Here is a 25,777-nt window from a genome sequence, read left to right as displayed (position 1 = left end):
TATCTTCCTTACTTGACTAGCTCGGTGAGACGAAGCGGGACAGCGAGGCCATCGATTTGGCCCCGCGCCCGAGCGCGACGGTCCCCGACTGGACGAGCTCTTTGATCCCGAACGGTTCGAGGACTTCGAGGAACGACTCGATCTTGTCGGAGTTCCCGGTGACCTCGAAGGTGACCGTGTCGGGTGTGACGTCGACCGAGCGGGCCTTGAACAGGCCGGCGGCGGCGATCACCTGGCCGCGGGTGGCGGCGTCGGCGCGGACCTTCACCAGCAGCAGTTCGCGCTGCACGGAGGCGTCCGGTTCGAGCTCCACGATCTTGAGCACGTGAATGAGCTTGTTGAGCTGCTTGGTGACCTGCTCGAGGAAGCCGGCCTCGACGTCGACCACGATGGTGATGCGGCTGACGCCCGGGTGCTCGGTCTCGCCGACGGCCAGCGAGTCGATGTTGAAGCCGCGCCGCGAGAACAGCGCCGACACGCGGGCCAGGACGCCGGGCTTGTTCTCGACGAGCACCGAGAGGGTGTGCTTGCTCATCAGATCTCTCCCTCGTCGTCGAAGTTGGGCCGCACGTCGCGGGCGTAGAGGATCTCGTCGTTGGAGACCCCCGCCGGGACCATGGGCCACACCATGGCGTCGGGGCCGACGACGAAGTCGACGACCACGGGCCGGTCGTTGATGGCGTTGGCCTGCTTGATGATCTCGTCGACCTCGTCGGCGCGCTCGCAGCGCAGGCCCACGCAGCCGAGGGCCTCGGCGAGCTTCACGAAGTCCGGCACCCGCGGCGAGGCGTCGCTGTGGTGGGTCGACAGGTTCGTGTTGGAGTAGCGCTTGTCGTAGAACAGGGTCTGCCACTGGCGGACCATGCCGAGGTTGCCGTTGTTGATGACGGCGACCTTGATCGGGATGCCCTCGACGGCGCAGGTGGCCAGCTCCTGGTTGGTCATCTGGAAGCAGCCGTCGCCGTCGATGGCCCACACGGTCGTCTCGGGGCGGCCGAGCTTGGCGCCCATGGCCGCCGGGACGGCGAATCCCATGGTGCCCAGGCCGCCCGAGTTGAGGAAGGTGCCGGGCCGGTCGTAGGTGATGAACTGGCTGGCCCACATCTGGTGCTGGCCGACGCCGGTGGTCCACACCGTCTCGTCGTCGGCGAGCTCGCCGAGCCGCTGGATGACGTGCTGCGGCGCGAGCAGCTGCTCGGGGCCGTGCTCCTCGTAGCCGAGCGGGTAGCGCCCGCGCAGGTCGTCGAGCGTCTCCCACCAGGCCTTCAGGCGCTCCTTGCCGGGATCGGCGTAGGAGTCGGTCATGGCGGCGATGGCGGCCTTGCAGTCGCCGACGATCGGCACGTCCGCCTCGCGGTTCTTGCCGATCTCGGCGGGGTCGATGTCGACGTGGACGATCTTGGCCTCGGGCGCGAAGCTCGAGAGCTTCCCGGTGACGCGGTCGTCGAAGCGGGCGCCGAGGGCGACGATGAGGTCGGCCTTCTGCAGCGCGTGAACGGCCGGGACGGTGCCGTGCATGCCCGGCATGCCCAGATGCTGGTGGTGCGAGTCGGGGAAGGCGCCGCGGGCCATGAGCGTGGTGACCACCGGCGCGCCGGTCAGCTCGGCGAGCTCGAGCAGTTCGGTGTGCGCCTCGGCCTTGATGACGCCGCCGCCGACGTAGAGCACGGGGCGGCGCGAGGCGGCGATGAGCGCGGCGGCCTCGCGGATCTGCTTGCCGTGCGGTTGCGTGGTCGGCCGGTAGCCGGGCAGGTCCATGCGCGGGGGCCACACGAACGGGGCCCGCGCGTTGAGGATGTCCTTGGGGACGTCGACCAGGACCGGGCCGGGACGGCCGGTCGCGGCGACGTGGAAGGCCTCGGCCAGGACCCGCGGGATGTCGGCGGCGTCGGTGACCAGGTAGGAGTGCTTGGTGATGGGCATCGTGATGCCCTGGATGTCGGCCTCCTGGAACGCGTCGGTGCCGATGGCGGTCGAGGCGACCTGGCCGGTGATGGCGACCATCGGGACGGAGTCCATGTGGGCGTCGGCCAGCGGCGTGACCAGGTTGGTCGCGCCGGGGCCGGAGGTGGCCATGCAGACGCCGACCTTGCCGGTGGCCAGCGCGTATCCGGCGGCGGCGTGTCCGGCGCCCTGCTCGTGGCGGACGAGGACGTGGCGGACCTTGACCGAGTCCAGGAGCGGATCGTAGGCGGGGAGGATCGCGCCGCCGGGAATACCGAAGACGGCTTCGACCTCGAGCTCCTCCAAGGCGCGCACGACGGCCTGCGCGCCGGTGACGACGGGCGCGGCTGCGGGAGCGCTCTGCGGCGGGCCGGGCTTGGGAGCCTTCGGCCTGGCGGGCCCTGCGCTCGAGGGCTGCGGCCCTGGCTTCGGTGCCTTCACTGGTGTGCTCATGTCCTTCGTCCAAATTGGGAGTAGTCGCTGACTGTCGACACTGGGACGTCGTTCCCCGGGCAGAAAAAATCGCCCGCGTGCTAAGACGCACGGGGCGAGCGCACCGACGGAGAAACGACGGTGCGCTAGATAAGTACTACGACGAGCAGCCGCGCGCGAATGGCGGCGGCTGGCTTGAGGTAGTTCTGCTTCGGCACGTCCCCAGCATGCATCATTCCGGCCCGTGAGTCAACTTTTCTCACAGTCCGAGACGTCGTGTCGCGCCCTCAGGCCGCGGTGATGGCGGACGGGCCCTCGGGGCCCTCCCGGAGGCGGGCGGTGAGTTCGTCGGCGGGCATCGGCTTGGCCAGCAGGTAGCCCTGGACGAGCGGCGCCTCGGCCTTGATCATGGCCTCCAACTGCGTGTCGGTCTCGACCCCTTCGGCGATGACGTCCATGCCGAGGCGGCGGCCGAGCTCGACGGTGACCTCGGCGAGCGGACCGACGCCGCCGTCGTCCTTGGCGATCAGGTCGCGGTCGATCTTGATGATGTCGATCGGGAGCCGGTCGAGCTGACCCAGCGAGGAATAGCCGGACCCGAAGTCGTCCAAGGCGATCCGCACGCCGGCCCCGCGCAGGGCCTTCAACTGGGCGACCAAGGTGTTCAGCTGGTGGGAGAAGTCGTGCTCGGTCACCTCCAGCACCAGCCTGGACGGTGAGACGCCGGCGGCGAACAGCGCCGTGGTGACCTCGGTGGCGAACCGGTGCGTGTGCAGCTCCTTGACCGACACGTTCACCGAGATCCACGTCTTGATGCCCTCGGAATGCCACGCGGCCAGCTGCTCGGCGACGCGGCCGACCGCCCACACCGCGAGGTCCTGCGTCAGCCCGGCCTCGGTCGCGGCGGGAATGAACTCGCCGGGACTGACCTTGCCGAGCCTCGGGTTGGTCCAGCGCAGGAGCGCCTCGGCGCCGACGATGGACCGATCCGCCAGCGCGAACACCGGCTGCAGCTCCAGGCGCAGCTCGTCGCGGGCGATCGCGCCGCGCAACTCCTGCGTCAGCTCGTCGCGGCGCCGGACCCGGCGGTCGAACTCGGCGTCGTAGGTCTCGTAGCGGTTCTTGCCGGCCTGCTTGGCGGCCCGCAGCGCCAGGTCGGCGTTGCGCAGGAGGATCTCGGGCTCCTCGATCCCGTAGGAGGCGGTGGCGATGCCGACCGAGCCGGTGGTGACCGTACTGGAGCCGTCGTGGAACTCGTACGGCTCGGCGAGCTTGCGGACCAGGTCGCCGGCCATGGCCACGGCCTCGGAGCGGTCGGCGCGCAGCAGGATCGCGAACTCGTCGCCGCCGAGGCGCGCCCCGACGTCGGTGGGGCGCAGCAGCTCGCGGACGCGCCGGGAGACCTCCACGAGCAGCTCGTCACCGAAGTCGTGGCCGCGGGTGTCGTTGACGTTCTTGAACCCGTCGAGGTCGAGCAGGAGCAGCGCGGTCTGGTGCTCCTCGGCGGCGACGCCGTCCTCGAGGTTCTGCAGCAGGGCCCGGCGGTTGGCCATGCCGGTGAGCGGGTCGCTGTAGGCCATGCGGGCCAGCTCGGCCTCGAGGGTGCGGCGGGCGCCGACGTCCTCCATGCGGGCGACGAGGCCGCGCACCTGGGGCTGTCCGCGCAGGTCGGTCACGATCGTCTCGGTGTGCCGCCAGCGGCGGGCCGAGTCGCGGATGCGGACCTTGAGGGCCGTCCGGCCGGTGGCGTTGGCGCCGTCGAGGAGGTCGCGCAGGTGGTCGGCGGCGCCGCGGCGGTCGTCGGGGTGGACCAGGTCGAGGAAGTCGGCGCCGAAGCAGCGGCCGGCCTCGCAGGCGGGCGTCCAGGCCGAGTCCTCGGGATGCCAGGTGACGACGAGGTCGGGGGTGAGGACCAGGACGGTGTCGGAGGCGACGCCGACGATGGCGCTGAGGCGGCGCTGGCGGTCGGCGGCCTCGGCGGTGACGCGGCGGACGTCGAAGTGGGTGAGGACGAGCCGGGCGGCCAGGGCTCCGGCGGCGGCGAGCGCGAGCAGGGCCGCGTCGAGCGGCAGCGCTCCCTCGGTGGCGCCGTTCTGGAGGAACACGAACACGACCATGGCGGCGGCGCCGCCCATGACCGCGTAGTGGACCGAGGGGTAGTTGGGCTTCTCGATGGCGGGCTTCTGGCGCATGACCAGGTAGGTGACGCCGAGGAGGGCCGCGCAGGAGGCGACCCAGGCGACCGACCACCACAGGGTGGCCACGGCCGGGCGTCCCCACTGCCAGGTGGTGAACAGCGCCATCGAGCCGGTGTGGATGCCGGCGACGGCCATGTAGGCGAAGGCGTGGCGGCGGCGCCAGCGGTTGAGCCGGAAGGTGGTGGTCAGGCCGATGCCGAACAGGACCAGGCCGAGCATGCCGGGGATGATGATGGCCAGGTCGCCGTTGGTCAGGTGGCCGCGGAAGTCCGACAGCCAGGGCCGGGCTACCAGGACCCAGACGGCGAACAGCAGGCACAGGCCCACGAAGGCGCCGTCGATCAGTCGGCGTTGGACGGCTGCGGCGTCCCAGCGGTCGTCGGGCAGGCGCAGCAGGGCCAGGCCGTAGAGCACGATGGCGACGGTGAAGCCGATGCCGGCGGCCAGCGAGGCCGACGCGGACGGCATCCAGCAGGAGGCGGCGACGGTGCCGGCGGTGACCTGCATGCCGGCGGACATGATCTGGTAGGGGACGCGACGGATCGCCGGCAGGCTCGCGGCGGTGCGCCACATGAGCAGGCCGGCGCAGGCGGCGCCGAGGCTGCCGAGGCTGGCGGCGGTCGCCTGGTGGAGGCCCTCAGGGGAAGATCGCAGTCCTGTAACGATGGCGGCCGATATGACAGAGCACCATACGGCCGTGGCCGCGATCCACGACATGACCAGTCGAGTGCGGCGGGGTGATGGCGACATGCACAGAGCCCAATCCTAGAAACCCTCGTGCTCTACAGGATGCCGTATAAGTCGACAAAAGGAAACCTGGGCTCGAGAGGCCGCGATCGAGCGTCCACCTCCCTTGTGTCCTCCGGCCGCGGCGAGGTGACCGCCGAACCACGATGCGTCACAGGCAGAACCGCAAATGCCGCAATTCACCTGCGACTTTGCGGCTCTCAGTACTTTGAGTGACGGAATGGTGGCGATGGATGCGCGTTGCGCGCCGGACGGGCGTGGAGAACCGGATGTGCCAATTTTCCGGGGCCCGGACGCAGCGCGGCCGGGTCCCCGCGGAGGAGGACCCGGCCTCGGTGCGTCGTGTGCGGTCTCAGTCGACCTTGCGGACGGCGCCGTCGCTGGCCGGGGTGGCCATGGAGGCGTAGGCGCGCAGCGCGGCCGAGACGGCCCGGTCGCGTCCGGCCGGACTGTAGGGCCGGTCGCGCTTCTCCTGGGCGACGCGACGCTCGGTGAGGGTCGCGTCGTCGACCTTGAGCTCGATGCGGCGGGCCGGGATGTCGATGTCGATGACGTCGCCGTCCTCGACCAGCGCGATCAGGCCGCCGCCGGCGGCCTCGGGGCTGATGTGGCCGATCGACAGGCCGGAGGTGCCGCCGGAGAAGCGGCCGTCGGTGATGAGCGCGCACTTGCGGCCCATGCCGCGGCCCTTGAGGAACGAGGTCGGGTAGAGCATCTCCTGCATGCCCGGGCCGCCCTTGGGGCCCTCGTAGCGGATGACGACGACCTCGCCCTCCTTGACGGTCTTGTCGAGGATGCCCTGGACGGCGTCGTCCTGGGACTCGAAGACCCGGGCGGGACCGGAGAAGGTCAGGCAGTCCTCGGAGACGCCGGCGGTCTTGACCACGCAGCCGTCCTCGGCGAGGTTGCCGAACAGGACCGCCAGGCCGCCGTCGGCGGTGTAGGCGTGCTCGACCGAGCGGATGCAGCCGTTCTCGGCGTCGGTGTCCAGGCTCGCCCAGCGGTTCTCGGTGGAGAACGGCTCGGTGGTGCGGACGTTGCCGGGAGCGGCGTGGAACAGCTCGATCGCCTCGGGGGACGCACTGCCGGAACGGATGTCCCATTTGGAGAGCCACTCGTCGAGGCTCGCGGAGTGGACGGCGCGGACGTCGTCGTGGAGCAGGCCGCCGCGGTGGAGCTCGCCGAGGATCGCGGGGATGCCGCCGGCGCGGTGGACGTCCTCCATGTGGAACTGCTGCGAGTTCGGGGCGACCTTGCACACGCACGGGACGCGGCGGGAGACCGCGTCGATGTCGGACACCGAGAACTCGAGGCCGGCCTCGCGGGCGGCCGCGAGCAGGTGCAGGACGGTGTTGGTCGACCCGCCCATGGCCACGTCGAGGGCCATGGCGTTCTCGAACGCGGCGTGGCCGGCGATGCTGCGCGGCAGGACCGACTCGTCGTCGTCCTCGTAGTACTTGCGGGCCAGGTCCATCACCACGCGACCGGCCTCGCTGAAGAGGGCCTTGCGGGCGGCGTGGGTGGCCAGGGTCGAGCCGTTGCCCGGCAGCGACAGGCCGATGGCCTCGGTCAGGCAGTTCATGGAGTTGGCCGTGAACATGCCCGAGCAGGACCCGCAGGTGGGGCAGGCGTCGGCTTCGAGGCGGCCGATCTCGGCGTCGGAGACCGACTCGTCGGCGGTGGCGACCATCGCGTCGATGAGGTCGAGCTTGCGGGTGACCACGCCGTTCTCGTCGACGGTCTTGCCGGCCTCCATGGGCCCGCCGGAGACGAAGACGACCGGGATGTTCAGCCGCATCGCGGCCATGAGCATGCCCGGGGTGATCTTGTCGCAGTTGGAGATGCAGACCAGGGCGTCGGCGCAGTGGGCGTTGACCATGTACTCGACCGAGTCGGCGATGATCTCACGGCTGGGCAGCGAGTAGAGCATGCCGCCGTGGCCCATGGCGATGCCGTCGTCGACGGCGATGGTGTGGAACTCGCGGGCGACGCCGCCGGCCTCGGCGACGGCGTCGGCGACGATGCCGCCGAGCTCCTTGAGGTGGACGTGCCCGGGCACGAACTGCGTGTAGGAGTTGGCCACGGCCACGATCGGTTTGCCGAAATCGGAGTCGGTCATGCCGGTGGCGCGCCACAGCGCGCGGGCGCCGGCCATCTGACGGCCGTGTGTGGAGGTGCGAGATCGAAGCACTGGCATCCTGCAAGTCTGCCACGTCCCGGTGGCTGGGAGCCACCGCCCACCCGCCGGGATCTCGGCGGGTTCAGAACTTTCGGATCATGACACCGGCGACGAGGTTCGCCGGGCAGGGGCCGTGGCGGCGGGAGTCGTCGCCGGCGGGATTGTCGCTGAGCAGGAAATAGTGGCCCGCCGGCACCCGGTCGTTCGAGCCCGGCACCTGCTCCCCCGGCCCCGCGGCCACGCGCTTGACCCACCACGGGCCGCGCGGCCGCTTCCGCGCCTCGGCCCAGCCCAGTTCCGGGTCGGGGGCCGCGGCCACGACGATCTGGCCGGTCGCGATCCGGCGGGTGCGGCGGGCCAGCACCTCGTCGCCGTCGTGGAGCTCGGGCTCCATGCTGGCGCCCTCGACGTTCACCAGCATCCACTGCCGCCGCAGCCAGCGCACCCCTTCGACCAGCAGCGCCACCGCGGCCAGGACGGCGAGGGCGCTGAGCCACCAGTTGCCCTCCACCGGTCAGGGGAGGTCGTCGACGAGGTCGGCGACACCGCGGCGCCGGCCGGTGAAGAACGGGATCTCCTCGCGCACGTGCCGCCGGGCGCGGGAGGCGCGCAGCTCGCGCATGAGGTCGACGATGCGGTGGAGCTCGTCGGCCTCGAAGGCCAGGATCCACTCGTAGTCGCCCAGGCCGAACGAGGCGACCGTGTTGGCCCGCACGTCCGGGTAGTCGCGGGCCTGCTGGCCGTGCTCGCGGAGCATGTCGCGGCGCTCCTCGTCGGGCAGCAGGTACCACTCGTAGGAGCGCACGAACGGGTACACGCACAGGTAGTCGCGCGGCTGCTCGTCGGCGAGGAACGCGGGGATGTGGCTGCGGTTGAACTCGGCGGGGCGGTGCACGGCCATGTTCGACCACACCGGGGCGAGGTGTCGGCCGAAGGCGGTTCGGCGCAGCCCCGAGTAGGCCTTCTGCAGCAGGTCGGGGGACTCGGCGTGCCACCACACCATCAGGTCGGCGTCGGCGCGCATCCCGGTCAGGTCGTAGGTGCCGCGCACGGTGACGCCGAGGTCGGCGCAGTGCTTGTCGAAGTACGACTCGGTCTCGTGGATCAGGTCGGTCCTGATCGACGGGAACGGCTCGGCGACGCGGAAGACCGACCACAGCGTGTAGCGGATGGTCGAGTTCAGCTCCTTGATGCGCTGGGCATTCGGATTGTTCGACTGCTCTGTCACTTTGCGGCCCTTCAAATCTCTTTCGATTCGGCAAGTTGCGCCGCGATCTGGTCGGCGGCGGTCCGGCCCGAGGCGACGCACGCGGCGATGCCGACCCCGTCGACCGCGGCCCCGGCGATCGCGATGCCGCGGTGGACGCCCAGCGCCTCGCGCGCGGAGGCGACGCGGTCGACATGGCCCGGCGTGTACTGCGGCAGCGACCCGCCCCACCGGTCGACGCGCTGGGCGACCGGTTCGGGCAGCCGCTCGCCGAGGTGGTCGCCGAGCTCGCGCAGCGCGGTCCTGGCGAGGGACTCGTCGTCGCACTGGAGGAGCGCCTCCTCGCCGAGCCGTCCCATCGAGACGCGGACGATGGCGCGGCGGCGGCCCAGATGCGGCCACTTGCGGGTCAGGAACGTGGCGGCCTTGACGGTCTTGCCGCCCCCCGCCGGGGTCAAGAACCCCGACCGCTCCGGCAGGTCGATGCGGTCGAACGCGAACGACGCCAGCGCGACCGAGGCGTAGCCGACGCTGCTGAGCGCCGCGGCGGCCTGCGGTTCGACCCCGCGCAGGAGCCGGGCCGCCGGTGAGGCGGGGAGGGCGAGGATGACCGCGTCGGCGCTGAACCGCATCGGGTCGGGGACGGGCCCGGCGACCGCCTCCCAGCCGTAAGGGGTCTGGCGCAGCTCGCGGACGGTCATGCCGATGCGCACGTCGGCGCGCGCGGCGGCGGAGGTGGCGGTCACCAGCCGACCCAAGCCGCCGTCCACAGTGGCGAACACGGGCTTGCCGGTGGAGGGCCGCTTGGCCTCGGCGACCGCCTCGGTCAACCGGGAGTGGCGGCGCAGCGCGGCGGCGAGCTGCGGCATGACGGCGTTGACCGAGAGCCGGTCGACGTCCCCCGCGTAGACGCCGGCGAGCATCGGGGAGACGAGGCGGTCGAGGACCTCGCCGCCCAGGCGCGAGCGGACCAGCTCGCCGACCGACATGTCCTCCCCGGGGCCGAGTATCGGCCGGTCGGCGCCCTCGGACTCCTTCACCTCGGCGATCGCGGCCACGTCGGCCGGATCGGCGGGGATGCCCATCAGCGTGCCGGTCGGGAAGTCGCGCAGGCGACCGTCCAGACTCAGCGCGGGCTTGAGACCGACCGGGTAGACCAGGTCGTCGCCGAGCCCGACCGCTTCGGCCAGCTCGATCGCCTCCGGGCGCGCGGCCAGCAGCGATTCGGCGCCGGTCTCGACCGGCCGGCCGGCGAAATCGACGGTGTGGATCTTGCCGCCGAGGCGCTTGGAGCGCTCGGCCACGATGATCGTGGCCTCCTCGCCGAGCAGATCCCTCAGGCGGTGGGCCGCCGACAACCCGGTGATGCCGCCGCCGACGATGAGGACCCTCACGCGCCGGTCACCTCGTGGACGCGGTCGACCACCCGCTTGAGCTGGTCCGGATCCGAGTCCGGCAGCACGCCGTGGCCGAGGTTGAAGATGTGGCCGCGGGCGGCGCGACCGGCCCGGAGCACCTCGTCGGTCTCGGCCAGGAGCGGCTCGGGGTCGGCCATGACGGCGGCCGGATCGAGGTTGCCTTGAAGGGTCTTGCCGGGCAGGCGGCGCGCGGCCTCGTCCAGCGGAATGCGGAAGTCGACACCGATCACCTCGGCGCCGGTCTCGGCCATCGCCTCGAGCAGGTGGCCGGTGCCGACGCCGAAGTGGATGCGCGGGACCGACTCGGCCACGCCCATCAGCGCGGCGGTCGAATGCGGCAGGGCGTAGCGGCGGTAATCGGCCTCGGACAGGGCCCCGGCCCAGGAGTCGAACAACTGCACCGCGCTCGCGCCGGCCTCGACCTGGACGCGCAGGAACTCGCCGCAGATCGCGGCCAGCCGGGAGGCGATGGAGTGCCACAGGTCCGGCCGGGAGCGCATCAGGGCCTTGGTCTTGGCGTGGTCGCGGGAGGGGCCGCCCTCGATCAGATAGGACGCGAGGGTGAACGGGGCGCCTGCGAAACCGATCAGCGGCGTGTCGCCCAGTTCCTTGGTGAGCAGGCCGACCGCCTCGGTGATGTACGGGACGTCGCACGGATCCAGGTTGCGCAGGCGCTCGGCGTCGGCCTCGGTTCGCAGCGGCTCGGCCACGACCGGACCGACCCCCGGCTGGATCTCGATGTCGACGCCGATGGCCGCCAGGGGCACCACGATGTCGGAGAAGAAGATCGCCGCGTCGGTCTCGTACCGGCGGACCGGCTGCATGGTGATCTCGCAGACCAGCTCGGGAGTGCGGCAGGCCTCCAGCATGGACGTCCCGGCCCGCGCGCGGCGGTACTCGGGCAGCGACCGCCCCGCCTGGCGCATGAACCACACCGGTACTCGCTCGGGCTCCTCTCCGCGGCAGGCGGCAAGGAACGGGGACGTCGCTGGCAGGGCCGGATCGGTTCGCACCTGTTCATCTTGGCACGCGGACCGGGCCCTCGCCCGGAACACCGAGTGCGATGTGGCCCGCATCGTCCCGCCAAATGGGGCCTATCTCACCCTTGCGGGCGACCGGAAATCATGCTATAGCACCTCGTTCGGGTGTATATCACTCGGCGGTGCGGCGAGGCAGTGGCAGGGCCAAGCTACCGGGCCGTACCTTGAACAGGTGACCGATCCCCAGCCCGACACCGAGTCCGAACTGCTGACCGAGCCACGCGACGGCATGCCCCCGCTCATCCAGAACTCGACCGATCTCGCCCAGGCCGCCGAGCGCATCGAAGCCGGTTCCGGACCCATCGCCATCGACACCGAGCGAGCCTCGGGATTCCGCTACTCCGGCCGCGCCTACCTGCTGCAACTGCGGCGCGAGGGCGCCGGCACCATCCTGATCGACCCCATCCCGATCGAGGACCTCGGCCCGCTGCGGCGCGCGCTGGCAGGACACGAGTGGATCCTGCACGCCGCCAGCCAGGACCTGCCCTGCCTGGCCGAGCTCGAACTGCTACCCGAGCGCCTGTTCGACACCGAGCTGGCCGCGCGCCTGTGCAACTTCGAGAAAGTGGGTCTGGCCTCGATCACCGAGCAGCTGCTCGGATTCCGACTCGAGAAGCAGCATTCGGCGGCCGACTGGTCATCGCGCCCGCTCCCCCGCGACTGGCTCGCCTACGCCGCTCTCGACGTCGAGCTGCTGCTCGACCTGCGCGACCGGCTCTCCGAAGAACTGGACTCCCAAGGCAAGAGCGCCTGGGCCGAGGCCGAGTTCGAACACGTGCGCACCGCTCCCCCGCCCAAGCCCCGCAAGGAGCCGTGGCGTCGCACCAGTGGCATCCACAAGGTGCGCGGAGCCAAGGCGCTCGCCCGAGTCCGCGCCGTCTGGGAGGCGCGGGATCAGCTCGCCCGCGAGCTCGACCGCGCCCCCGGCAAGGTGCTGCCGGACGCCGCGATCGTCGAGGCCGCCACGAACGACCCCACCGACTTCGCCGAGCTGATGAGCCTGCCGGGCTTCCGGCGCCGAGGCGGGCGGAGCAACGCTCGGCTGTGGCTGTCGGCGCTGGCCGAGGCCCGGAAGCTGCAGGGCTCTGAACTGCCGTCGACGACGCCGCCGCACGAGGGGCCGCCGGCGACGCACCGTTGGGCCGACCGCGACCCGGACGCCGCGGCGCGTCTGGCCGCCGCCCGCGAAGTGGTGTCGGAAGTAGCCGGTGAACACAATCTGCCGACCGAGAACCTCATTACGCCAGCGATCGTTCGGGGTCTGGCGTGGGAGCCGCCGAAGAAGATCGGCGAGAAGCAAGTGCGCGCCCACTTGCTCGAGGCAGGCGCACGCCCTTGGCAGGTTGCGCTCTTGGCCGAAGGCTTGGCCAAGGCACTGGGCTAGCGTCCTTCTTCTGGTGGCCGCCCTGGAGTTGGTGCTGGGATCGGTCGTGCCTTTGAGTTGCCGGTGGTGGGGTGGTCGCGGTCTTTGGCGGCGACGACAAGGTAGGAGCATGGCCCCGGTCCTGTCTTCGGCTGTCGGGTGTGTGGGTGGTGCGGGTGTCTTGGCGGCGACAAAGCGGTAGCGGGGTCGTTGGGGTCGTGTCGTCGTGGCCGGGACCGGCGGCGGGCGGGGCCTGTTTGGAGTGTCGCTCGGCTTTCCGTTTGGGCCGCAGGCGGTTCGGGTCCGGAACGTGAAAGCATTCGCACCCTAAGAGTGACGACAAACCAGCCCTGACCTGGGATCATTGAGGTATCAGGCGAACAAGCCACCGGAAACCGGCAGCACGATCGAACACCGGACACCGCGAGAGAGGGGTGTGGCACATGGCAGGCAACCGGCCCAGCAGCGAAGAGCGATCGGTCAAGTCCGAGGCCATCCACACCAACCTCGACCAGGCCGCCGCCCTGATCAATTCGGTGCACGCTCGTGTGCTGGCCGAGGTGATCGAGGCCCAAGCCTGGCGGATCCACCGCGAAGTCGACGGCTACTCTGCGGTCCGGGCCTGGCTGGTCGCGAAGTTCGACTTCACCGACAAAACCGCCGCCGACATCGCCGCCATCGCCCGCACCGCTAAGAAGTTCACGCACTTGACCGAGACCGCGGTCTCTGGGCGCGCCCGGATCGATGCGGTCGCCGCCGCGGCCCGCAGGCTCGAACAGACCAAGGCGATGCGCGACTACGCCACCGCCCCGTACGGCGAGCCGGTCCCCTCCCCCTTCAACCCCGAGATCCGGTGCGCTTCTCCTGAGGTGTTGATCGCCCAGTACTGCGCGCACACCAGCGTCCAAGCCGTCCACGCCCTCCTCGACCAGATTCAAGCGGCCCTGGATTCGGGTGAGGAGGTCTTGGACGGGCTGGCTGAGCAGTCGCTGCAGCGCCTGGACCTGGCCCCTGTCGGCAACGGCATGTGGGACCTGCGAGCCACCCTCACCGGCGAGACCGGCCAGATGCTCGCCAAAGCCCTCAACACCGCCGTACCACCACCCCGCCAAGACGAGACCGACCAGACCACCGGGCTGCTGCCCCCAGCGGCCAACCGGCGCGCTGAGGCATTGCATCAGATCCTGGCCGTCTACGGAGCCGACCCCAAAGCCCACACCCGGCACGGCCACACCACCGGGCTCCACCTGACGGTCGACATCGACACCCTCCGCGGCGAGGACACCGGCCGAGTCCCCCTCCTCGAAGGCACACCGATCAGCCTCGCGAAGGCGCGGCTGCTGGCCTGCGATGCCGGAATCATCGTCCCCAGCGTGTTCGACTACACCACCGGCGAAGCCGTCGAACTCGGCCGGGCCGAACGACTCCCCACCACCGCACTGCGCCGCAAACTCGAGCTCGAGCAGCCCTACGGGTGCGCCTGGCACGGCTGCGACGCACCTTTGGCGTGGACTGAGGCCCACCACATCCGGCACTGGGCCGACGGCGGCGAAACAGTCGCCGAGAACCTGATCCTGCTGTGCCGGTTCCACCACGGCCGCCTCCACACCCCCGGCTGGACCATCACCAAAACCGGACCGGGCAAGGCGTTGATCGTCCACCACGACCGGCACGATGACACCGACCCCGACCTGAAGTGCGGGTGCGCCGACTGGCGCACGGCCGAGGACCTGGACACGGAGTTCGCCGCCGATGTGGCGAACGTGTTCCCCACCGGCCTCTACCCCGACGAATGGGGCCCGGCCCTCCGCGACGAACTCGACCGCTGGGCCCAGCACATCGGCCTCGACCGCGACATGAAGGCCGCACGCGAAGCACGAGCCAAAGCACGAGCCCGCTTCAGAAACGACACCGGCCAGCCGAAACCGACACCCCCGCAGGCGAGGGAACCCGAACCATCCCCGGCTCCGACCACCCCACCCCCATGCCGCGAACCCGAGACCGCCTCCCGAACCGTCCCTGCCCCCACACCAGCAACCCCAGCAGCATCAATGCCGCCGCCGGGCATCAAAGGTGAACGCGACTCAGCACACGAACCCATTCCCTTTTTAGACCGCCCGTCGCGGGAAGGCTCCTGCGGCGGGGGACGCGATACGACATCGCAGCCCGAACCCACAAACCGGCTCGGGCCCTTCCCCATGCCCATCCCCCCTAATAGGACACACCGCCCCGGCCACGAACACACGCCCCGCCCACCCCACTACCTCTTCGTCGCCGCCAAGACACCGCCACCATCCAGCGGCCCGCAACCCGAAGACACCTGCACAACGGGATTCCTGCCTCGTTGTCGCCGCTTAATGACCTGGCCGTACACACCACCGGCAACCGAATGCCTGCCCCCACCCGGCCGAGCAGAACCCGCGCTCGCTCGAAGGCGGCCCCAAACCGGTCGGAGCCCGGTACACCGTGGCCGCACCGGCTCCGAACACCAGCTGGCCACCGACGCGAACGGACGCCGCTGGCGGTGATCCTGATCAGCGGGAAAAGTCTCTCTTACGAGCGTTGCCGGCGTCCTTCACTTCTGCCGAACACTTCAAGCGCTTCTGCGTCGGAGGCACGAGCTTGGAGGAAGTAGTCCGCCCACCACTCGATCTTCGGATGATCGCATTCCCTGATCACCCGAGCGACGGCCGCCTCGATGTCAAATTCGGTCACGCGTAGGTCTACCCCGTCGGCGAGCATCGCCCAGTGCGCGCCGGCACGCCCGTAGGGCATGCCGATGCTGCCGGGATTGATGACAAGACGACCGTCCACCATGCGGACGAAAGGCATGTGTGTATGTCCGCAGACGACGGTCCGAATCTCCTCGTCGAGGCCCTCGAACACCTCGGCCCATCGTTCCAACGACGAGTCGACGAGCACCACTTCTTCGTCGTCGCGAGGCGTGGCGTGACAGAACAAGGTCGTGCCGAACGTCGGAAGCTCGCGCGTGATGGTCTTGGGCAGGCCCTCCAGGAAATCGACTTGGTCATCACGGAGCTGCTCGGCGGACCACGACTCGAGCGGATCGGGAATCGTCCTCCCGCCCTCGCGACGGTGTCCGACCATATCTCGCTCGGCATTGCCGGAGATCCACAGCAGCCGGTCGCCCAGCTCGGCGAGCATGTCAAGCGTCTGCACCGGCTGTGGCCCGAGGGCGATGTCGCCGGTGGCCACGATGCGATCGGCTGACCGCACGTCAGGCTCTTCGAGCACGGCCTCGAGTGCGGGTAGGACTCCGTGGATATCCGAGAGCACCGCTACGCGAGCATCCATGTTCCTCAGTGTCGACCGGTTTCGGTCCGAGCGCAATCCGCGTTCACTCGTTGCGAACTCGGTCGAGGGCTCCTCAGCGCGGATCACCGATCATAAATGTGAGCACTGATCTTGACAGTGGCACTTCAGCGTGGGATCGTTGATCCATACCGAGAGCACCGCTCTCGAATGTTGAAGGGAACCCCGCCATGACCGACCACGTCGTCCTCGGCAAGGGCCAGATCGGCTCCACCGTCGCCGCCATCCTCGCCGAACGCGGCGAACGCGTCCGGGTCCTCAGCCGCTCCGGCGGCGCGAGCACCGACCACATCACCCACGTCAAAGTCGACGCCCGCGACAGCGAGGCGCTCATCGCCGCCACCGCGGGCGCCGACGTCGTCTACAACTGCGCCAACCCCGCCGGCTACCACCAGTGGGCCGAGGAGTGGCCGCCCATGTTCGCCGCCATCCTCGCCGCCGCCAGCGCCCACGGCGCGAGCCTGGTCAACACCGGCAACCTCTACGTCTACGGGCCGGTCACCGAGCCCATGACCGAGCGGAGCCCGCTGCGCTCCCCCGGACACAAGGGCCGCATCCGCATCCAGATGTGGAACGACGCGATGGCGCTCCACGAGTCCGGCGACATCAGGTTCACCGAGGCCCGCGCCTCCGACTACTTCGGGCCGGGTGCGCTCGCCGACGCCATGCTCGGCGAGCGGATCGTCCGCCCCGTCGTCGAAGGCAAGAGCGTCGCGGTGCTGGGCGACCCCGACGCGCCCCACAGCTTCACCTACATCCCCGACGTCGCGAGCGCGCTGGTGCGCCTCGGCGGCGACGACAGGGCCTGGGGCCGCCCCTGGCACGTCCCCACCGCGCCCGCGAGGTCGCAGCGGGAGATGATCGCGACCATGGCCGCCATCGTCGGACACGGCCCCGTGGCCGTCAGGCGGGTGCCGTGGTGGGTCATCATCCGGCTCGTCGGCGCGTTCCAGCCGGCCATGCGCGGCCTCACCGAGACCCGCCACCAGTGGGACGGGCCCTACGTGATGGAGTCCGAAGACTTCACCTCCGTGTTCGGCGACGAGCCGACCGGCACCGAGACGGCGCTGACGGAGACCGTCGAGTGGTGGCGGCGGAGGCTGGCGATCGCTTAGGGCGATCCGCTGCTCTAATGGCGGTCATGCGCGAAATACGACAGGGCCGGTTCGGCGAACTCGACGGCGCGACGGTGTTCGGCCTGGCCAAGCTCAGGCAGGACGTGTTCGTGGTCGAGCAGGACTGCCCCTACCCCGACCTCGACGGTCACGACACGGCCCCGGACACCGTGCACTTCTGGGCGGGCGAGGGCACCGACGTCGTCGCCTGCCTCCGGGTGCTCGGCGACGGCGAGGGACGCCGGATCGGCCGCGTCTGCTGCACGCCGGCCGAACGGGGCCGGGGACTCGCGAGCAGGCTGCTGTCCGCGGCGCTCGACGCGGCCGGTCCCGAGGTCGACGTCGTGCTCGACTCCCAGACGTACGCGGCCGGGTTCTACCGCCGCCACGGATTCGAGGTGGTGGGCGCGGAGTTCCTCGAGGACGGCATCCCGCATCTGCCCATGCGGCGGCCCGGGAAGTAGACGGGGCGGAGCGTCCCGGCTCGGACGCCCCGCCCCCATATCCCTCATCTCAGAAAGTCACTCCAGGATCTCCGCATCCCGGAAGTTTCAGGCTCACGCTGAGCTCGTATTGCGCGTCGACCCCGACGTGGTCGGGCCGCGGTCCGGGGCGAGGGGCCGCCGATTCGCGGGACGGAGCCGGCTCCGAAAAGAGTCCGGACTGAAAGTTTCGCGAAACTTTCATTCAAAGTATCGATATGTTACGATCCTCTCGTCGGCGCTGTCAAGACCAGCGACGGCATACCACTGTGGTGGAGATGTGAGGGGCTCTACCGCAACAGAAGAGGGGACCGGCAAGCCGGTCCCCTCTTCCATGTGAGCACTGGGCGGCCGCACCGCCGCGCCGGTCCCCTACTCGCCGGGCTGCTCGATGAGCGACTGGATGTACAGCTCCTCACCGATCTTCTCGATGATGTCGAGCTGCGTGTCCAGGTAGTCGATGTGGTGCTCCTCGTCTTTGAGGATGTCCTCGAAGAGGTCCCGGGAGACGTAGTCCTTGACCGACTCCATGTACTCGATGCCGCGCTTGAGCCGGTCGATCGCCTCGACTTCGATCTCGCGGTCGCACCGGAAGATCTCGGGCACCGACTGGCCGATCCGCAGCGGGAAGAGCCGCTGATAGTTCGGCAGCCCCTCGAGGAAGAGGATGCGGTCGGTGAGCACCTCGGCGTGGCGCATCTCGTCGAGCGACTCGGCGCGGGTGTACTTGGCGAGCTTGGTGTAACCCCAGTTCTCCTGCATCTTGGCGTGAAGGAAGTACTGGTTGATGGCGGTGAGCTCGGCGCTCAGCTGCTCGTTGAGGAATTCGATGACTCTCTCGTCGCCCTGCATGTCGCTGCGTCCTTCCCAACGTCGTGTGCGGTCGGTCGAACAGACCGACGGATCCAGCGTAGGACGATGGCGGGCGCTATTTCCAGCCAGGAATGCCTAAAATAGGACAACCTAGCCTAACCAAGCGCAGTGATGCGCAGTGACAAGAGCCGCCCCAGAGGACGACTCAGGCGGGAGCCGGGACCGCTTCCCCGGCGAAGTAGTTCTCGATCATGTCGGTCAGGCGCTCGCGGCAGTTGCCGCAGCCGGTGCCGGCCTCGCAGGCGTCGCCGATGGCGTCCTCGGTATGCGCGCCCGCACGGATGCACTCACGGACCTCGTGGTCGTGAACTCCGTAGCAGATGCAGGCGTACATGCGGCGCCCTCCGAGATTAGGCCGGACTAACATAGGCATGCCTAACCTACCTTGACTCGCGAGCGATCGGCAACCTCCGGTCGGGTCGGAGCGACGGACCTATCGGACCAGTTCAGCGAGGACCTTCACGGCGTGCTCGACTCCGGCGTCGTCGACGTCCAGGTGCGTGAGCAGCCGTCCCCAGTCGGGACCGAGGACCGAGATCCGCACGCCCTGTTCCGCGGCCGCCTCGGCGACCTTGGCGATGTCGGGGATGCGCAGCAGCACCACGTTCGTCTCGACCGTGGAGGCGTCGCAGACCCCGTAGGGCTCCAGGGCCTCGGCCAGGCGCCGGGCGCGGGCGTGGTCGTCGGCGAGGCGCTCGATGTGGTGGGCGATCGCGTGGCGTCCCGCCGCGGCGAGGTAGCCGACCTGCCGCATGCCGCCGCCGAGGCGCTTGCGGAGGACGCGGGCGCGCTGCGCGCGCTCGGCGTCGGTGATGACGAGCGAGCCGACCGGCGCGCCGAGGCCTTTGGACAGGCACACCGAGACGGTGTCGAAGAGCCGGCCGTACTGCTCGAGCGACACGCCGGTGGCGACGTGGGCGTTCCAGATTCGGGCGCCGTCGAGGTGCAGAGCGAGACCGTAGGCGTCGGCGAGGTCGCGGAGGGCCCGCAGCTCGTCGAACGGCTGGACCGTGCCGCCGCCGACGTTGTGGGTGTTCTCGACCTCCAGGGCCCGAGTGGTGGTGGCGTACGGGTTGGGCCGGTTGATCATCGGTTCGATCAGCGAGGTGTCGACCCGCCCGCCGGGTGGGTTCCAGGTGCGGGTGGAGACCCCGCCGAGGGCCGCGGCGGCGCCCATCTCGTAGTTGACGATGTGGGCCTTGACGTCGCACAGCAGCTCCTCGCCGGGCTTGACCAGGAGCTGGAGCGCGATCTGGTTGGCCATGGAACCGGTCGGCGTGAAGACGGCCGCCTCGTGCCCGAACATGGCGGCGACCTCGGCTTCGAGGGCGTTCACGGTCGGGTCCTCGCCGTAGACGTCGTCGCCGACTTCGGCCTCGGTCATGGCCCGCAGCATGGCCGCGGTCGGACGGGTCACCGTGTCGGAGCGCAGATCAACGATCATGTCTGAACACTAACGCGCGGCCGGTGGGACGCCCGCTGACAGGGGTCGTTGCCGTTCCCGATGCCGAGAGACAGCCGCTGACAGGGGTCGTTGCCGTTGCCGATGCCGAGAGACAGCCGCTAATAGGGATCGTTGCCGTTGCCGATGCCGAGGACCGGCAGGTACATGCGTTCGCCGTCGGCGGTGAAGCCGTCGTAGACGATGTCGAACAGGTCCTGGATGCCGAAGGCCCGCAGCGCGTCCACCATCATGTGGGCGGCCTGCGTGGTGGCGGTGCGGTCGGTCGAGGGGAAAGTGCGCGACCAGTTGGGCTGCGCGCCGCTGGGGGCCCGGTAGCCCATGCCGGGCAGGTTCGAGACGCCGGAGCGCCAAGTGCCGCTCACCGCCGCGGAGGCCTCGACGCGCAGCGTTCCGTCGACGAACGCGGCCACGTAGCGGGCGGACCAGTCGCTGGTGCGCAGCAGCACGGTCCCGGCCGTGTCGATGGTCGGCACGTCGGCGGCCATGTCGCCGAGCAGGGAGCTCAAGCGCTCGGTGAACTCCCCCATGTCGTGGCACGCCGGTTCGGGCGGGTGCTTGGACTTGCGGGCGTAGGCCTGCCAGCCGGAGACGTCGCCCTTGCCGACCGCGTGCGCGTCGAGCTGCTCGAACAGCTGCGGCGACAGCAGCCGCAGCGTGACGCCGCCGTGGAAGCGGCGCAGGTGCAGCTCGAACAGCAGGCCGTCGCGGTACCAGCGGACCCACGGGCCGCCGTCGCCACCGCGGACCTCGGGCGCGCCCAGTTCGCTCATCATGGTGCGCAGGACTTCGCGGAAGACGAGGGTGCGGTGGTTCTCCCCCTGGCGGCCGCGTTCGGCCGAGCGCAGCACCATGACCTCGATGGAGTAGAAGTCGGCGCGCCCGGTGAGCGGCGTCTGCGGCGGGATGGAGTCGGCGATGGCGTTGCCGGTGTCGTAGCCGGTCTCGGCCCGCCACATCCCGATGTCGACTTCGGCCGAGCGGACCTTCCATCCGAGACCGGCCATGGCCCGCTGCAGGTCGTCCTTGCTCCACCGCCCGAAGTCGGTCTGTCGGGCACGGCGGAGGAGCTCAACGAGCTGCGATTCGCTGATCCGATGTGTGCCGAGCATCCGGTACTGCGCCAATCCGTCCGTGGGTGGGGCCTGGCCGGGTCGAAACCCGGCGGCTCGTTTTGCTTAGGGTAGCCTTGCCTCTTGTAGCGGGTCTCCAGGGTAAAGGGCTGGCAGTTGTCTCAAGCGGCGTCCGATACTGTGCGGCAAGACACGCTTGTCAGCCTACTAGGCGGCAGGCGCGGAGCGTTCGACGCCACCGCCCCGCTCGCCGTGTTCGTGCTCACCTGGCTGCTGACCGGTAACTCGATCGCTTGGGCCGTCGCGGCTTCACTCGTTTCAGCGACGGTGATCGCCCTCGTCCGCCTCCGGCAGCGGACCCGCCCCAGGGCGGTGCTCCTCGGGCTCTTGAGCGTCTGCGTCGCCGGCATCATCGTCCTCTACACAGGACGCGCCGCCGACATCCTGCTCCCCCGCATCCTCTCCAACGCCGCCAGCGCGCTCGTGTGGGCCGGCTCGATCGCCTTCCGTCGCCCGCTGCTGGGGCTCATCGTCGGCGCGGTCCTGGGCCAGCGGACCCGCTGGCGGCGGGATCCGGCGCTGCTGCGCGCCTACGGCGCCGCCTCGTGGGTGTGGGTGGCGATGTACGTCCTGCGGGTGGCGGTGCTGACGCCGTTCTGGCTCACCGACCACGAGAGGCTCGCGCTCGTCGGCGGCGGGGCCGCGCAGATCGCGCTCTCATGGCCGCTGCTGGTGCTGTGCCTGGCGGTCTCGGGTTCGGTGATGAAGCTATCGCTGCCGAAGGACCATCCGGGCCTCCGCCGTCCCGTGGTCCCAGGAGGGGAGCAGCGGCCGGAGGACGCCCGGTAGCGCTCTGCGGGGTCGAGAACCGTCCGGGCCTCCGCCATCCCATGGTCCGCTCCGCGGCGTCCGGTCAGTGTTCGCGGATGACGGCGGGGGTGTTGCCGTGGAGGTGGGTCCTCGGGGTCCATGGTGTGCCGCTGAGGAGGTCGGTCCCCTGGGTGGGGATGGTGACCGCCTTGCGGGTGTGGTTGATGGCGAAGAGGTAGGTGCGCCCGTCCGGGTGCGTCCTGCGCACGGTCTCGACGCCGGCCGGGAGACCCGGGATCTCGGGCGTGAGGTCGAGGCGGTCGAGGAACGGGTCGAGGTCGATCGGGCGGGTGGAGAGGTACCAGACCTCGCCATTGCCGAGTTCCCGGCGGAAGATCGCTCCGGTCGAGGGGTAGTCGATGTAGCCGGCGACGACTTCGGCCTCCTGCTCGCGGGCGACCTCGGCCCATGCCTCGCCTTCGGTGCCGTCGTCGAGCGCGACCAGCTCGCCGGGTTTGAGCGGGTGGAACTCCTCGACCCGCACGCCGATGAGGTCGCGGAGTGCGCCCGGGAGTCCTTCATGGACGTGGTCGTTGCGGTCCACCACACCGGAGTAGGGGCCGACCACGAGCGTGCCGCCGTTCTCGACGTAGCGGCGGAGGTTCGCGTCGTCGTCGAGCATGTAGAGGGCCGGCGCGAAGACCACCGGCCACTGCGAGAGGTCTTCGGCCGGGTGGGCGATGTCGCAGACGATGCCGCGCCGCCACAGGGCGGCGTGCCAGCGCCGCAGTTCGGGGTAGGCGGGCATCAGGGCCGAGGGCTCGCCGGGGTTGGAGGCGGCCCAGATCGATTCGTGGTCGAGCAGGATGGCGGCCTGGCCCTTGACGGTCGAGCCCTTGACCTCGGCGAGTCGGCGCAGCCAGGATCCGAGGGTCTTGATCTCGCGCCAGGTCTTGGTCTCGGTGCCGCCGTGGGGCAGCATCGCCGAGTGCCAGCGTTCGGCGCCGTATCGGGAGGCGCGCCACTGGAAGAACATCGCGCCTTCGGAGCCGCGGGCCACGTACGACAGGGAGTGGCGCAGCTGCTCGCCGGGGGTCTTGGCGAAGTATCCCTGCCGCCAGGCCGAGGAGTTGGCCGCCTGCTCCATCAGCAGCCACGGGCCGCCTCGGGCGAGGCCGCGCGAGCGGTCGGCGGCGAAGGCCACTTGGGCCTCGGGCTCGATCGGGCCTTCGGGGATGATGTAGTGGTCGACCGCGATGAGGCGGTCGGGGCCGTTCATGTGCTCGGCCCAGCGGTGGTAGTCGAGGGCGGTGAAGTCGCCGGTGACCATGAGGTTGGTGGTGATCGGGACGCCGGGGCTGTGTCGTTCCACGGCTTCGGTCTCGGAGCGGAAGAGGCGCAGCAGCGCGTCCGAATTGAAACGTTTAAAGTCGAGGAGGTGCCCGGGGTTGGGCGTCTCCGCGGAGATCCGCGGCGGCAGCACCTGCTCCCAGTCGCTGAAGGTCTGCGACCAGAACGTCGTGCCCCAGGCGTGGTTGAGAGATTCCAGGTCGCCGTAGCGGTCCCGCAGCCAGGAGCGGAACGCCTCGGCGGCGGCGTCGCAGTAGCACGACCGGTAGTACTCGTTGCCGATGTGCCACATGGCCAGCGCCGGATGCCCGGCGTAGCGCTCGGCCAGGCGGGAGGCCATCTCGACGACCGCCTCCTGGAAGACCGGCGAGGACGGGCAGTACTCGGCCCGGGCGCCGAAGTGCAATCGACGCCCGTCGGCGTCGACCGGGAGCGTCTCGGGATGGGCCTGGGAGAACCACGGCGGCGGGGACGCCGTGGAGGTGGCCAGGTCGGCCTTGATGCCGTTGTCGGCCAGCAGGTCCATGATCCGGTCGAGCCGGTCGAAGTCCCACTTCCCCGGGCCGGGGTTGATCCCGGCCCAGGAGAAGACGTTCACGGTGACCAGGTTGACCCCGGCCTCCCGCATCAGCTTGACATCGTCGTCCCAGACTTCGCGCGGCCATTGCTCGGGGTTGTAGTCGCCGCCGAAGCAGAGGCCCTCGACTGCGGGCACGATATCGGTCATTTACACATCCGCCTTGACTATGCCTTGGAGATCGAGTTCGTCCGTGCGCACGCATCGTACGCCTTCGGAGAGCTCGACGGTTCCCTGGTCGCAGCGGCCCGCCTCGGCGTAGCGGCAGCGGCCGGCGAAGGCGCAGCCGGAAGGCGGGTCGGTGGGGTCCGGCAGGTCGTCGGGCAGGAGGATGCGGCCGCCGCGGCCTTTCCGTGACGGGTCGGGCACCGGCACGGCGGACATGAGCGCCTCGGTGTACGGGTGCGAGGGCTTCTCGTAGAGCTTCGCGGTGTCGGCCAGTTCGACGATCTTGCCGAAGTACATGACCGCGACGCGGTCGGCGATGTTCTCCACGACCGACAAGTCGTGCGAGATGAACAGGTACGTCAGCCCGTACTCGGCCTGGAGCTCGCGCATCAGGTTGAGGATCTGGGCGCGCACCGAGACGTCGAGGGCGCTGACCGGCTCGTCGGCGATGACCAGCTTCGGGTCGACGATGAGGGCGCGGGCGATGTTGACGCGCTGTCGCTGCCCGCCGGAGAAGGCGTGCGGGTAGCGGTCCATGTAGTCGGGGCTCAGACCCACCCGCTTCATCATCGTCGCGACGCGGTCGTCGAGCTCGGCGCCCTTCGCCTCGCCGGTGGCCACCAAGGGGTCGCCGATGATCTGGCGCAGCGTCATGCGCGGGTTGAGCGACGAGAACGGGTCCTGGAAGACCATCCGGATCTGGCGCCGGTACGGGCCCTTCTCGCGGTTCTTCAACTGCGTCAGGTCGCGCCCGCCGTACATGATGGAGCCGCTGGTGGCCGTCTGCGCGCCCACGATCGTGCGGCCCAGGGTGGTCTTGCCGCAGCCGGACTCCCCCACCAGGCCGAGCGTCTCGCCGCTCCTGAGCTCCAGGTCGACCCCCGAGACCGCGTGGTTCTCCACGGTGGCACGGCCGAACATGTTGCGCCGCACCGGGAAACGGACGTGCAGATCGTTGATTTCGAGGAGCGGTTCGCTCGCCTGCGCATCGCTCATGCTCGGGCTCCTTCGGACTGGTCGTAGAGGACGCACTGCGCGGTCCGGCCGTTCTCGAACGACACCTCGGGCGGGTCGTCCAGGTCGCAGCGCCCGGCGATGGCCTCGGCGCAGCGCGGATGGAACGAGCAGCCCTTCGGCCGGTACAGCGGGTTCGGCACGGTCCCGGGGATGGTGGGCAGGTCCCGGCCCCGGTCGCGACCGAGGACCGGGACCGAATCGAGCAGCGCCTTGGTGTAGGGATGCTTCGGGTCGTCGAACAGCTCTTCGACGGAGGCGCGTTCGACGACCTTGCCGAGGTACATGACGGCGACCTCGTCGGCCAGTTCCGCGACCACGCCGAGGTCGTGGGTGATGAACATGACCGCCATCTCCTGCTCAGCCTGCAGGCGGCGGATCAGATCGAGGATGCGGGCCTGCGTGGTCACGTCCAGCGCCGTGGTCGGCTCGTCTGCGATGAGCAGCGACGGGTTGGCGCACAGCGCGATCGCGATCATCACACGCTGGCACATGCCGCCGGAGAGCTGGAACGGGTAGGCATTGAGGCGCTCGGCGGGCTTGGGGATGCCGACCTGCTCGAGCAGCTCGACCGCCCGCTCCCAGGCTTGGCGCTTGTCCAGGTCCGTGTGGATCCGGATGGCCTCGACCAGCTGGGCTCCGACGCTGCGGACGGGAAGGAGCGAGGCCATCGGCTCCTGGAAGATCATGCCGACCTCGCCGCCGCGCAGCCGCTGCAGGCGCTCGTCGTCGTTGTCGAGAGAGAGCACGTCGTACGGTTCGTCGTCGCCGCGCCAGGTGATCGTGCCGCCCTCGATCCGTCCGGGAGCCTCGATCAAACGCAGGATCGAGCGCGCGGTCACCGACTTGCCGCAGCCGGACTCGCCGACCACGCACAGTGTCTTGCCCGCGTGGACGGTCAGGTCGACGCCGTCGACCGCCGCTACCTTCCCGTCGTGGGTGTCGAAGCCGGTCCGCAGCCCCGAAATCTCCAGAAGTGGTTCAGACATCTG

At 70.0% G+C, this 25,777-nt stretch carries 21 protein-coding genes; 5 read left to right on the top strand and 16 right to left on the bottom strand.

From position 1 onward, the window contains the following. Positions 1–16: 16 nt before the first annotated feature. The 8 genes from ilvN to hemE form a co-directional block, all read right to left on the bottom strand. Positions 17–535, bottom strand: a complete 519-nt coding sequence (ilvN, locus tag ACYVL2_RS07805; protein ID WP_460541905.1) for an acetolactate synthase small subunit — start codon at positions 533–535, stop codon at positions 17–19. Then, the gene (locus ACYVL2_RS07800; RefSeq protein ID WP_460541903.1) at positions 535–2,397 is read right to left on the bottom strand and encodes an acetolactate synthase large subunit; all 1,863 of its coding nucleotides are present in this window, start codon (positions 2,395–2,397) and stop codon (positions 535–537) included. Before ACYVL2_RS07800 ends, ilvN begins: the two co-directional genes overlap by 1 nt. 266 nt (positions 2,398–2,663) lie before the next feature. Further along, entirely contained in the window at positions 2,664–5,324 is a 2,661-nt protein-coding gene (locus ACYVL2_RS07795) for a putative bifunctional diguanylate cyclase/phosphodiesterase (RefSeq protein WP_460541901.1), read from the bottom strand. A gap of 349 nt (positions 5,325–5,673) precedes the next feature. Further along, positions 5,674–7,518, bottom strand: a complete 1,845-nt coding sequence (gene ilvD / locus ACYVL2_RS07790; protein WP_460541899.1) for a dihydroxy-acid dehydratase — start codon at positions 7,516–7,518, stop codon at positions 5,674–5,676. A gap of 64 nt (positions 7,519–7,582) precedes the next feature. After that, positions 7,583–8,011, bottom strand: a complete 429-nt coding sequence (locus tag ACYVL2_RS07785; RefSeq protein WP_460541898.1) for a S24/S26 family peptidase — start codon at positions 8,009–8,011, stop codon at positions 7,583–7,585. Between the two features lie 3 nt (positions 8,012–8,014). Continuing rightward, a complete protein-coding gene (gene hemQ / locus ACYVL2_RS07780) occupies positions 8,015–8,728 on the bottom strand; it encodes a hydrogen peroxide-dependent heme synthase (RefSeq protein WP_460541896.1) in 714 nt (237 codons plus the stop codon). Positions 8,729–8,739: 11 nt separating this feature from the next. Continuing rightward, positions 8,740–10,101 carry a protoporphyrinogen/coproporphyrinogen oxidase gene (gene hemG, locus ACYVL2_RS07775; protein WP_460541894.1) on the bottom strand — a complete coding sequence of 454 codons (1,362 nt, stop codon included), beginning with the start codon at positions 10,099–10,101 and terminating at the stop codon, positions 8,740–8,742. After that, entirely contained in the window at positions 10,098–11,201 is a 1,104-nt protein-coding gene (gene hemE, locus ACYVL2_RS07770) for a uroporphyrinogen decarboxylase (protein WP_460541892.1), read from the bottom strand. The genes hemG and hemE overlap by 4 nt, the downstream gene beginning before the upstream one ends. Before the next feature lie 136 nt (positions 11,202–11,337). Here hemE and ACYVL2_RS07765 point away from each other — a divergent pair, with 136 nt between their 5' ends. Together ACYVL2_RS07765 and ACYVL2_RS07760 are read left to right on the top strand one after the other, a co-directional pair. Further along, the gene (locus tag ACYVL2_RS07765) at positions 11,338–12,549 is read left to right on the top strand and encodes a ribonuclease D (RefSeq protein WP_460541890.1); all 1,212 of its coding nucleotides are present in this window, start codon (positions 11,338–11,340) and stop codon (positions 12,547–12,549) included. A gap of 422 nt (positions 12,550–12,971) precedes the next feature. Continuing rightward, positions 12,972–15,056: an HNH endonuclease signature motif containing protein gene (locus ACYVL2_RS07760; RefSeq protein ID WP_460541888.1), complete on the top strand. Its 2,085-nt coding sequence runs from the start codon at positions 12,972–12,974 to the stop codon at positions 15,054–15,056. 25 nt (positions 15,057–15,081) lie between these two features. Here the strand turns inward: ACYVL2_RS07760 and ACYVL2_RS07755 are convergent, their stop codons facing one another. After that, the gene (locus tag ACYVL2_RS07755) at positions 15,082–15,843 is read right to left on the bottom strand and encodes a metallophosphoesterase family protein (protein WP_460541886.1); all 762 of its coding nucleotides are present in this window, start codon (positions 15,841–15,843) and stop codon (positions 15,082–15,084) included. A gap of 188 nt (positions 15,844–16,031) precedes the next feature. Here ACYVL2_RS07755 and ACYVL2_RS07750 point away from each other — a divergent pair, with 188 nt between their 5' ends. Beyond that, positions 16,032–16,976 carry a Rossmann-fold NAD(P)-binding domain-containing protein gene (locus tag ACYVL2_RS07750; RefSeq protein WP_460541884.1) on the top strand — a complete coding sequence of 315 codons (945 nt, stop codon included), beginning with the start codon at positions 16,032–16,034 and terminating at the stop codon, positions 16,974–16,976. Between the two features lie 26 nt (positions 16,977–17,002). Next, positions 17,003–17,440, top strand: coding sequence for a GNAT family N-acetyltransferase (locus ACYVL2_RS07745; RefSeq protein WP_460541882.1), 438 nt, complete (start codon positions 17,003–17,005; stop codon positions 17,438–17,440). 390 nt (positions 17,441–17,830) lie between these two features. Here the strand turns inward: ACYVL2_RS07745 and bfr are convergent, their stop codons facing one another. The 4 genes from bfr to ACYVL2_RS07725 all read right to left on the bottom strand — a co-directional run bounded on the left by bfr (position 17,831) and on the right by ACYVL2_RS07725 (position 20,905). Further along, positions 17,831–18,310 carry a bacterioferritin gene (gene bfr, locus ACYVL2_RS07740; RefSeq protein ID WP_460541880.1) on the bottom strand — a complete coding sequence of 160 codons (480 nt, stop codon included), beginning with the start codon at positions 18,308–18,310 and terminating at the stop codon, positions 17,831–17,833. A gap of 166 nt (positions 18,311–18,476) precedes the next feature. Further along, a complete protein-coding gene (locus ACYVL2_RS07735) occupies positions 18,477–18,665 on the bottom strand; it encodes a (2Fe-2S)-binding protein (RefSeq protein ID WP_460541878.1) in 189 nt (62 codons plus the stop codon). Between the two features lie 99 nt (positions 18,666–18,764). Next, complete coding sequence (locus tag ACYVL2_RS07730) at positions 18,765–19,775, bottom strand: threonine aldolase family protein (protein WP_460541876.1); 1,011 nt, start codon at positions 19,773–19,775, stop codon at positions 18,765–18,767. Between the two features lie 119 nt (positions 19,776–19,894). Beyond that, positions 19,895–20,905 (bottom strand): DUF6301 family protein, encoded by a 1,011-nt coding sequence (locus tag ACYVL2_RS07725; protein WP_460541874.1) that lies wholly within the window; start codon positions 20,903–20,905, stop codon positions 19,895–19,897. A 141-nt stretch (positions 20,906–21,046) separates the two neighbouring features. On the opposite strand from ACYVL2_RS07725, the gene ACYVL2_RS07720 reads away from it, so the two are divergent. Next, entirely contained in the window at positions 21,047–21,715 is a 669-nt protein-coding gene (locus ACYVL2_RS07720) for a DUF3159 domain-containing protein (protein WP_460541872.1), read from the top strand. A gap of 64 nt (positions 21,716–21,779) precedes the next feature. Here ACYVL2_RS07720 and ACYVL2_RS07715 read toward each other — a convergent pair whose 3' ends face one another. From ACYVL2_RS07715 to ACYVL2_RS07705, 3 genes are read right to left on the bottom strand one after another with little or no spacing between them, the layout of a single operon-like run. Then, on the bottom strand, positions 21,780–23,753 hold the full coding sequence (locus ACYVL2_RS07715) for a beta-galactosidase (RefSeq protein WP_460541870.1): 1,974 nt from the start codon (positions 23,751–23,753) through the stop codon (positions 21,780–21,782). Further along, positions 23,754–24,767: an ABC transporter ATP-binding protein gene (locus ACYVL2_RS07710; RefSeq protein ID WP_460541868.1), complete on the bottom strand. Its 1,014-nt coding sequence runs from the start codon at positions 24,765–24,767 to the stop codon at positions 23,754–23,756. Continuing rightward, positions 24,764–25,774, bottom strand: coding sequence for an ABC transporter ATP-binding protein (locus ACYVL2_RS07705; protein WP_460541866.1), 1,011 nt, complete (start codon positions 25,772–25,774; stop codon positions 24,764–24,766). Before ACYVL2_RS07705 ends, ACYVL2_RS07710 begins: the two co-directional genes overlap by 4 nt. Positions 25,775–25,777: the final 3 nt, after the last annotated feature.

Source organism: Glycomyces halotolerans, assembly GCF_054779575.1.
Note: the sequence above shows the minus strand (reverse complement) of the source record. Positions and strands in the feature narration are given on the sequence as shown.